The organism is Kitasatospora sp. NPDC057518 (assembly GCF_042802075.1).
Classification (GTDB): domain Bacteria; phylum Actinomycetota; class Actinomycetes; order Streptomycetales; family Streptomycetaceae; genus Kitasatospora.
The window spans coordinates 1-9134 of sequence record NZ_JBHVEU010000359.1 but is presented as its reverse complement, the minus strand read 5'-3'; the positions used below and the strand labels follow the sequence as shown (position 1 = coordinate 9134).

8 protein-coding genes are annotated in these 9134 nt (G+C 74.5%); 2 read left to right on the top strand and 6 right to left on the bottom strand.

Features of this window, described 5'->3' with window-relative positions:
- Positions 1 to 29: 29 nt before the first annotated feature.
- From ACFU7Z_RS29395 to ACFU7Z_RS29370, 6 genes are all read right to left on the bottom strand, one after another.
- Positions 30 to 827 (bottom strand): ABC transporter ATP-binding protein, encoded by a 798-nt coding sequence (locus ACFU7Z_RS29395; RefSeq protein WP_049650845.1) that lies wholly within the window; start codon positions 825 to 827, stop codon positions 30 to 32.
- On the bottom strand, positions 820 to 1767 hold the full coding sequence (locus tag ACFU7Z_RS29390; protein ID WP_074004680.1) for an ABC transporter ATP-binding protein: 948 nt from the start codon (positions 1765 to 1767) through the stop codon (positions 820 to 822). The genes ACFU7Z_RS29395 and ACFU7Z_RS29390 overlap by 8 nt, the downstream gene beginning before the upstream one ends.
- A gap of 76 nt (positions 1768 to 1843) precedes the next feature.
- Positions 1844 to 2698, bottom strand: coding sequence for an ABC transporter permease (locus ACFU7Z_RS29385; RefSeq protein ID WP_380780774.1), 855 nt, complete (start codon positions 2696 to 2698; stop codon positions 1844 to 1846).
- Positions 2695 to 3654, bottom strand: coding sequence for an ABC transporter permease (locus ACFU7Z_RS29380; protein ID WP_079272556.1), 960 nt, complete (start codon positions 3652 to 3654; stop codon positions 2695 to 2697). The genes ACFU7Z_RS29385 and ACFU7Z_RS29380 overlap by 4 nt, the downstream gene beginning before the upstream one ends.
- Positions 3651 to 5300 (bottom strand): ABC transporter substrate-binding protein, encoded by a 1650-nt coding sequence (locus tag ACFU7Z_RS29375; RefSeq protein WP_380780772.1) that lies wholly within the window; start codon positions 5298 to 5300, stop codon positions 3651 to 3653. The genes ACFU7Z_RS29380 and ACFU7Z_RS29375 overlap by 4 nt, the downstream gene beginning before the upstream one ends.
- A 31-nt stretch (positions 5301 to 5331) precedes the next feature.
- A complete protein-coding gene (locus tag ACFU7Z_RS29370; protein ID WP_380780770.1) occupies positions 5332 to 6336 on the bottom strand; it encodes an agmatine/peptidylarginine deiminase in 1005 nt (334 codons plus the stop codon).
- A 256-nt stretch (positions 6337 to 6592) separates the two neighbouring features.
- Here ACFU7Z_RS29370 and ACFU7Z_RS29365 point away from each other — a divergent pair, with 256 nt between their 5' ends.
- Positions 6593 to 7168, top strand: a complete 576-nt coding sequence (locus ACFU7Z_RS29365) for a TetR/AcrR family transcriptional regulator (RefSeq protein ID WP_380780768.1) — start codon at positions 6593 to 6595, stop codon at positions 7166 to 7168.
- A 222-nt stretch (positions 7169 to 7390) separates the two neighbouring features.
- A complete protein-coding gene (locus ACFU7Z_RS29360; protein ID WP_380780766.1) occupies positions 7391 to 9130 on the top strand; it encodes a serine/threonine-protein kinase in 1740 nt (579 codons plus the stop codon).
- Positions 9131 to 9134: the final 4 nt, after the last annotated feature.

Below are 9134 nucleotides of genomic sequence, written 5' to 3'. Positions count from 1 at the left end.
GTACCACCACCTGCCGGGCCGGAGCCGTCTTACAAGGCGCGGCGCGCGGCGGCGATCCGGTCGGGATCCCAGCCGGGCCGGGGGACGGACTCCAGCAGCAGCCGGGTGTAGGCGTGCTGCGGGGAGTCCAGGACATGGGCGGTGGGGCCGGATTCGACGATCCGTCCGTGGCGCATCACGACGACCTCGTCGGTGACGCAGCGGACGACGCCGAGGTCGTGGGTGATGAACAGGTAGCCGATGCCGGTCCGTTCGCGGATGTCGGCGAGCAGGTTGAGGACCTGCGCCTGCACGGAGACGTCCAGCGCGGCGACCGCCTCGTCCAGTACCAGGACGGCCGGCTGGACGGCCAACGCCCGTGCGATGGCGACGCGTTGGCGCTGGCCGCCGGAGAGCTGCCGGGGCAGCGCGTCGGCCGCCCGGCTGCCGAGGCCGACCTGGTCGAGGAGTTCGCGGATCCGGGCCGCGTGGTCGGTGCCGGGGAAGTGCAGCCGCAGGGTCTCGCGGAGCACGGCCTCGACGCTGGTGCGCGGGTCCAGGGAGAGGTACGGGTCCTGGAAGACCATCTGGACCTCACGGGCGCGGGCCAGCCGCCCGGCCCTCCCCCGCACCCGGCCGGCGCGGGCCCGGCCCCGGACGGCGACCCGCCCCTCGTCGGCCTGTTCGAGGCCGACGACGATCCGGGCGGTGGTCGTCTTGCCGGAGCCGGACTCGCCCACGATGCCGAGCGATCCGCCGGCCGGGAGGGTGAAGGAGACGTCGTCCACCGCCCGTACGGTGCCGAAGGTCCGGCACAGTCCGGTGACCTCCAGTACGGCCTCAGGCATCGGCGCGGCTCCCTTCGAGCGGGTGGTGGCAGGCGACCGGGCCCGGCGCCGGGGTCTCCTCGCGGCACAGGGCGGTCGCCCGGGGGCACCGGGGGGCGAACGCGCAGCCCGTCAACTCCTCGCGCAGGTCCGGTGGTTGGCCGTCGATGGCGGCGAGTCGGCCGCTCCCGGAGTCCAGCCCCGGGGTGGCGGCCAGCAGCGCGGCGGTGTAGGGGTGGCGGGGCCGGGCGAAGAGCGCCTCGGCGGGGCCGCTCTCGACGATCCGCCCGGCGTACATGACGTGGACCCGGTCGCTGATGGCGGCGGCGAGACCGAGGTCGTGGGTGACGAACAGCAGGCCGGTGCCGAAGCGTTGGCGCAGCCGGTCGAGGAGCGCGACCACCTCGGCCTGGCTGGTGACGTCGAGCGCGGTGGTGGGCTCGTCGGCGAGCAGCAGGACCGGGTCGCCCATCAGCGCGGCGGCGATCATGACGCGTTGGAGCATGCCGCCGGACAGCTGGCCGGGGTAGCGGCGCAGCAGTTCCGGGCCGAGGCCCACGGCGTCGAGCAGTTCGACCGCGCGCCGCTCGGCGTCCTCCCGGCTCGTCCGGCCGCCGAGACGGACGCCCTCGGTGAGGAAGTCGCCGACGCGGCGCAGCGGGTTGATCGCGGCCCTGGGGTCCTGGAAGACCATGGCGGCCCGGCCGGTGCGCAGGGCGCGCAGCCGGTCGGGGCCCATCGTCAGGACGTCCTCGCCGTCGACCAGGACGCTGCCCTCGGCGGTGGCGCCGGGCGGCAGCAGGCCGAGGGCGCTGCGGGAGGTGAGGCTCTTGCCGGAGCCGGACTCGCCGACCAGGGCCACGGTCTCCCCGGGGCCCACGGCGAGGTCGACCCCGTCGAGGACGGGCCGGGCGGTGCCGGGCAGGCGGAGCCGCAGGCCCCGGATGTCGAGGGCGTTCACGCGGTCCTCCGGTTCGGGGCTGCGCCGGTTCGTCGGGTCCCCCGGTTCGTCGTTCTCCGGTTCGTCGTTCTCCGGCTCATCGGCTCCTCCGGGCGACACGGTCGGCCCAGCGCTCGCCGACGACGTTGAACGCGACGACGGTGAGCACGAGGAGGACGCACGGCAGGATCGCGGAGAGCGGGTAGCCGTGCTGGATCGCCGTCTGGCCGTCGAAGACCATCCGCCCCCAGTCGGGGGTGAGCGCGGGGACGCCGAGGCCGAGGAAGGAGAGGCCGGCGAGGTCCATGAGGGCGTAGCCGAAGTTGATGGTGGACTGCGCCAGGACGATCGGGGCGATGTTGGGCAGGACGTGCCGCAGGCAGATCTGCGCGGCGGAGTGGCCCTGGACCTGGTACGCGGCGACGTAGGGCCGTTCGCGTTCGGCCAGCACCAGGGAGCGGGTCAGGCGCGAGACGTACGGCAGGTAGGCGATCGCGAGGGCGACGACGGGGGCGAGGAGGCCCTCCCCGTACACCGAGACGATCAGGATGGCGAGCAGCATGCCCGGGAAGGCGAAGACCAGTTCGGTGCCGCGGGAGAGGACGGAGTCGAGCCAGCCGCCCCGCCAGCCGGCGACCAGGCCGACCAGGACGCCGGCGACGGTGGAGAAGGCGACCACGCCGAGCGGGCCGAGCAGGGAGGTGCGGGCGCCGAGCAGGAGCCGGGAGAGGGTGTCACGGCCGGCGGCGTCGACACCGAGCAGGTGGTCGGGCGAGGGGCCGGCGAGGGCGTTGCCGAGGTCGACGGCGTTCGGGTCGTCCGGCGCGATCCAGGGGGCGAGCAGGGCGGCCAGCACCACCAGGGCGACGAGGCCGAGGCAGGCCAGGTGGAGCGGGGCGCGGGCGGCCCTGAGGCGGCCGAGGCCGGGCCGGCGGATGAGGGCGACACTCATGCGTCGGCCCTCCTCGAACCGAGGGCGACCCGGGGGTCGACCAGCGGGTGGAGCAGGTCGACGACCAGGTTCACGGTCATGAACAGGGCGACGATCAGCAGCGAGATGGCCTGGACGGTGGGGAAGTCCTTGGTGGTGGTGGACAGTTCGAGGAGCTGGCCGATGCCGCCGATGCTGAACGCGGACTCCACCAGGATCGTGCAGACCAGCAGGGTGGAGACGATCAGGCCGCCGGTGGTCAGCACGGTGCCCAGCGAGTTGCGGAACACGTGGCGGCGGATCACCTCGCGCTCGGGCACGCCGCGGCTGCGGGCGACGGCGACGTGCTCGCCCTCCAGGGCGTCCAGCATCGCCGAGCGGGTGACCCGGGCGAGCATCCCGATCAGGTACAGCGCGAGGGCGACCGCCGGCAGGGTGAGGTGCCACAGCAGGTCGCCGAAGCCGTCGCCGGTGCCGCTGGTCGGGAACCAGCCCAGCTTGACCGCGAACAGGCCCTGCAGCAGGACGGCCGCGACGAAGGAGGGGGTGCCGACCGCGAGCGTGGTGGAGAGCAGGACCGCCGAGTCGGTCGCGCCGCCGCGCACCGCGCCGATCCAGCCGAGGGCCAGGCCGAGGACGGCGACCACGAGCAGGGCCATGACCACCAGGGTCAGGGTCGCGGGCAGCCGGTCGGCGAGCAGCCGGGACACGTCGGTGCGGTAGGTGATGGAGCGTCCGAAGTCGCCCTGCAGCACCTGGCCGAGCCAGCGGAAGTACCGCACCAGGAACGGGTCGTCGAGGTGGTACTGCTCGTTGATCGCTTGCAGGGCGGCCGGGGAGGCCGACCGGCCGGACAGCAGGAAGCTCGCCGGGTTGCCCGGTGCCAGGTACATCGCGCCGAAGACCACGAAGGACGCGCCGAGCAGGGTGGCGGCCATCTCGGCCAGCCGCCGGGCGGCGAATCTCAGGAAGTTCACCGGGCGGCCCCCACGTCGGCGGCCCACGGGTAGTACATGTACGAGATGGTGGTGGGGGCGCCGGTGACGCGCTTGTTGAGGAAGACGCTGGTGGGCCACTCGGCGACCGGGATCCACAGCAGCTGTTCGGAGGCGGTCTGCTGGAGACTGGCCTCGATCGCGCCGCGCCTGGCCGGGTCGTACTCGGCGGTGGCCTGGTCGACGAGGTCGTCGTAGGCCTTGTCGCTGAAGCCGGCGTAGTTCTGGTAGGCGCCGGTCCGGAAGTTGGCGAGCAGGTCGAGCGGGTCGGTGACGGAGTCGTAGTACGTCTCCGGGAACAGGTCGATGCCCTCGCGCGCCTTGGCGTCGGTGAACAGCGCGGTGAAGGCGTTCGGGGCGATCGTCTTCAGCTGGACGTTCAGGCCGATCTTCGCTCCGGCGGCCTGGACGGCGGTGGCGAGCAGCGAGACGTCCTGGCCGATGGTGCTGGTGGCGACGGTGAGCGTCCTGCCCTCGGCGCCGGCCTCCTTGACCAGGGCCTTGGCCCGGTCGATGTCCGGGGCGGTGGGGGTGAGGTGGTCGAAGGCCGCCTTCCGGACGTCCTCGGGGGCGCCGGCCCAGGCGGCCCTGGTGGTGAGGGAGCCGGTGACGGTGCCGGCGCCGGCCAGGCCGGTCCGGACGAAGCCGGAGCGGTCGAGGGCCAGCGAGAGCGCCTGGCGGACCCGCAGGTCGCCGAGCGGGCCGTTCATGCTGGTGACGTTGAGGTTGACGGTGCTCAGGCCCTCGCCGAAGTAGAGCGTGCCCGGGCCCTCCCGCTTCAGCCGGTCGTAGCTCTCGGTGGGGATCAGGTAGCCGCCGTCGACGTCGCCGGTGAGCATCGCGTTGGTGCGGGCGGACGCGTCGGTGAGGAAGCTGAACACGACCTTCTTCGACTTGGCCTTGGCGCCCCAGTAGCCGTCGAAGCGCTGGAGCTCGATCGACTGGCCCTTGGCCCAGGTGCCCAGCGTGAAGGGGCCGGTGCAGTCGAGGCCGCCGTTGGTGCCGTAGTCCTTGCCCGCGGCCTCCACCCCGGCCTTGGCGGCGACGACGCCGGCGGCGGTGGCCATGTACTGCGGGAACTGGGAGTCGGGCTGCTTGAGCTTGACGGTGACCTGGAGCGGGCCGGTCCTGGTGACGGACTCGACGTTCTGGAACACCTGCGCCCAGGCCGCCGCGTTGTCCGGGTTCATCTGCCGGCCGAGGCTGAAGACGACGTCGTCGGCGGTCATCACCGTGCCGTCGTGGAAGTGGACGCCGGAGCGCAGGTCGTAGACCCAGGTCGCCGGGTCGGGGTTGGAGGCCTTCTCCGCCAGGCCGGGGGCCAGGGTGAGCTGGGGGGTCCAGCGCATCAGGCTCTCGCAGACGTTGGAGAGCACCGTGTTCTGCGGGTAGTCGAAGGCCTGGAGGTAGTCCAGGGTGGGCGGCTCGGCGTAGGTGGCCCAGGTGAACGAGTCGAGCTCGCCCTTGGCGGGCGGGGTGTCGGCGGAGAGCCGGACCGCCGCCTGGTCGGCGCCGCCGCGGGGCGGGCCGGAGCAGGCGGCGACCAGGGCCGCCGCCGAGAGCAGGGCGGTGGCGAGGACGAGCCGGCCGCGGGCTCCGGCGCCCCTCGCGGGCGCGGTGGGAGTCATGAGGGTGGGGTCTCCGTTCGCTGGCGAGGGGTCAGGCGTGGGCGGCCGGGATCTGCTGGGTGATGCAGTGGATGCCACCGCCGCCGTAGGCGATCACCCGGGCGCGCACGCCGACGACCTTCCGGTCCGGGTAGGCGGCGGCGAGCACGGCCAGGGCGCCCGCGTCCTCGGGGTGGTCGGCGACCGGCACGACGACGCCGCCGTTGGCGAGGTAGAAGTTCAGGTAGCCGACCTCGACCTCGCGGTCGTCGACCTCGACGAAGGCGGCCTGCGGCAGGTCGACGATCTCGAAGGGCCGGCCCTGGGCGTCCGTGGAGTGCTCCAGCACGGCGCGGTTGGCCCGCATCCGGGCGTGGTCCGGGTGCGCGGGGTCGGCCGGGAGCTGCACCACGACCTTGCCGGGGGCGACGAACGCGCAGACGCCGTCCACGTGCCCGTCGGTCTCGGTGTCCAGCGCCCCGCCGTACGGCAGCCAGACCACCTTGGTGACGCCGAGGCGCGCCTTCAGTTCGGCCTCGATCTCCTGCCGGGTCATCTCCGGGTTGCGGTTGGGGTGCAGCAGGCACTGCTCGGTGGTGATCAGCGTGCCCTCGCCGTCGACGGTGATCGCGCCGCCCTCGAGGATCATCTCGGAGCGGATCGCCGGGGTGCCGAGGTGCTCCAGCAGCAGGCCGCTGATCCGGTCGTCGGCGTCCCAGGGGCTGTGCTTGCGGCCCCAGGCGTTGAAGCGGAAGTCCACGCCGGCCCGGCGGCCGTCCCCGTCGAGGACGAAGATCGGCGCGGAGTCGCGGAACCAGGAGTCGTCCGTCGGCAGCTCGACCACGGCGATGCCCTCGCCGCACCGGGCCCGGGCCTCCTCGCCGTGGCCGGGCGGCGCGACCATGGTGACCGGTTCGAACTGCGCGATGGCGCGGGCGACGGCCGCGTACTCGCCCTTCACCTCGTCGAGGGTGTCGCCCCACAGGTCCGGGCGGACGGGCCAGGCCATCAGGCAGCCCTCGTGCTCGGTCCACTCCGCGGGCATTCGGTACGTCACGGGAAACCTCTTCTGTTCGGGCCCCTCCGGGCGCGGCGCGGCGCGCCGGGCAGCGACGTGGCCGTCGGTGGTGCCCGGGAGGGGGTGGGGGTCTACGGGGCGCTCCCTGGCTGATGCGGGAGGCGTGGGGGTTGCCCCGCATCCTCTACCGTACTGAAAATTCAGTCAAGACTTGGAGGCAAAGCTGATGGAAACCCCTGAAACGATCATCAGGAACCTGTCTGACCAGCCGGGAAGCCCGGTAGAGTGGGCGCCCATGTCGGACCGTCGGACGGAAATACTCAAGGCCGCGACCCGGGTGATCGCCCGGCGCGGCGTACGCGGACTGCGCGTGGGCGAACTCGCCGCCGAGGCCGGGGTGTCCACCTCGCTGATCTACTACCACTTCACCGACCGGGCCGGGATCCTCCGGGAGACGCTGGCGCACATCAGCGACCGCGCGGACCACTACACCGCCGACGAGGAGCCCGCCCCGCCCCGCGCCGAGAGCCCCCGGGCCGACCTCGAACGCGTACTGCTCCGGGAACTCCAGGACAGCCCGGATGTCCGGGAGAACAGCACCGCCTGGGGCGAGTTGAGAGCCACCGCGGTCTTCGAACCGCACCTGCGCGAGGACCTGGCGCGGACCACCCACACCTGGGTGCACGACATCGCCGAACTGCTCGCCCGGGCCGATCCGTGCGGGACCGCCCCGGCGCACGCGGCCGCCGCCGAACGGCTCACCGCCCTCGTCGAGGGCCTGAGCGTGCGCTGGCTGAGCGGCTCGCTGCCGCTCGACCACGCCCGCCGGCTGCTGTGCGGGGCCGTCGAGGCGGAGCTGGCGCGCGACTAGCCGGGCCGTCGCGGGCGGACCGCTCCCGTCGGGCCCCGCGTCGGGCAGCCCTGCCGGGGCCGATTCGGCCGATCCTGATAAAACCTCTAAACTCTGCGGCGCCGTGCGTGCCGTGCGTGCCGTGCGTGCCGCGTGTGCCGCGTGTGCCGTACGCCCGTTTCCGGCCCGTCCGGCCTGTCCGGCCCCCGTGCCGCCCCCTGACCGCCGAGAGAGGCAGCCCGCATGTCCGCTGACCGGTCCCCCTTCGCCCTCCAGCCGGTCTTCCAGGAGCTGGCCGACGACGACCCGCGCGAGGTCGGCGGCCACCTGCTGGCCGCCCGGCTCGGCGCCGGCGGCATGGGCCGGGTCTACCTCTCGTACACCCCCGGCGGCCGGCCGGTGGCGCTCAAGGTGGTGCGGCCCGAACTGGCCGGGGACCCGGAGTTCCGGGCCCGGTTCGCCCAGGAGGTGGCCAGCGCCCGGCGCATCCACGGGCTGTACACGGCCCAGGTGGTCGACGCGGGCGTGGACGCCGCCACCCCGTGGCTGGCCACCACCTACGTGCCGGGCCCCTCGCTCCAGGAGGTGGTGCAGCGCCACGGCCCGCTCCCGGAACGGACCGTCCTGCTGCTGATGGCCGGCATCGCCGAGGCCTTGCAGGCGATCCACGCCACCGGGGTGGTCCACCGGGACCTCAAACCCGGCAACGTGCTGATCGCCTCCGACGGCCCCCGGGTGATCGACTTCGGCATCGCCCGCGCGGCCGACGCCAGCGCGCTGACCGGCACCGGCCTGCGGATCGGCTCGCCCGCCTACATGGCGCCCGAGCAGGCCGTGGGCCGGGCCGCGACCCCGGCCACCGACGTGTACGCGCTGGGCGCCCTGGCCGTCCACGTCGCCGGCGGCGCTCCGCCGTTCGGCGACGGCCCGGACCCGGCGGCGCTCTACCGGACCGTCCACGAGGAGCCCGACCTCGGCCGGGTCCCGGAGAGCCTGCGCGCGCTGCTGCTGCGGTGCCTGGCCAAGCGGCCCGAGGACCGTCCGACCACCGCCGAGGTGATCGCCGCCGCCCGGAACCACCCGGCCGTGGGCGGGCAGCTCAGGTTCGGCGACGACTGGCTGCCGCACCCGCTGACCAGCCAGATCACCCGGCACGCCGAGCTGCCGCAGGTGCCGGCCGAGGGGCCCGGGGCCGCCGGGCCCGGGTGGGACTCAGCGCGTACGGTCCTCGCCCCGACCACCGCGCCGACGCCGACGGTGCTCGCGCCGGCGCCTGCGACCGGAGCCGCCCCGGCACCCGCCGGGCCACTGCCCGCCGGGTCGCAGGTGTCGGCAGGCCGTCAGGCCCCACGCACGGGCGGCCGCAGACGCACCCTCGGGCGCACCGCGCTGACCGCCGCCGTCGCCCTGGCCGTCGGCGCCGCCGCCGCGACGGCCCTGCTGCTCGACGACCAGGAGTCGGGGGAGGCCGCGGCCGCCGAGGCCCCGGTGTCCGGTGCCGCCGAGCCCGGCGCCCCGACCGCCGCCCCGACGCCCGCTGGGTCGCCGTCGCCCACCCGGTCCGTCCCCGTCGCGCCGAGCGCCGCACCGCCGTCCGCCCCCGCCCCCGAGTACGCCCCGGCCTACCGCGCGGTCGAGCTGACCTCGTCGGACGCCGGTTACGAGTTCGACCTCGCCACTGGCACCGTGGTCCCGACCGACAGCGCGACCTGGTACGTCGGCCGCGGCGAAGGCGAGTTCCTGGTGCCGGAGAACGCCGACTCCTTCATCGGCCGGGACGCCGGACTGGGCCCGGCCGAGTGCCTCAAGGGCCTCGGCAGCCGCCCGGCCGGGCGGATCCCGTTCGCCGCCGTCGGGCCGCGCGGCGCCTTCTGCGTCCGGTCCGCGGACGGCCGGGACCTCGCGGTCGTCCGGGTGCTGTCGACCGCGGGCCCGGACGGGCCGGTCCGGGTGTCCCTGGACCACTACCGCCGCAACGGCTGAGAGC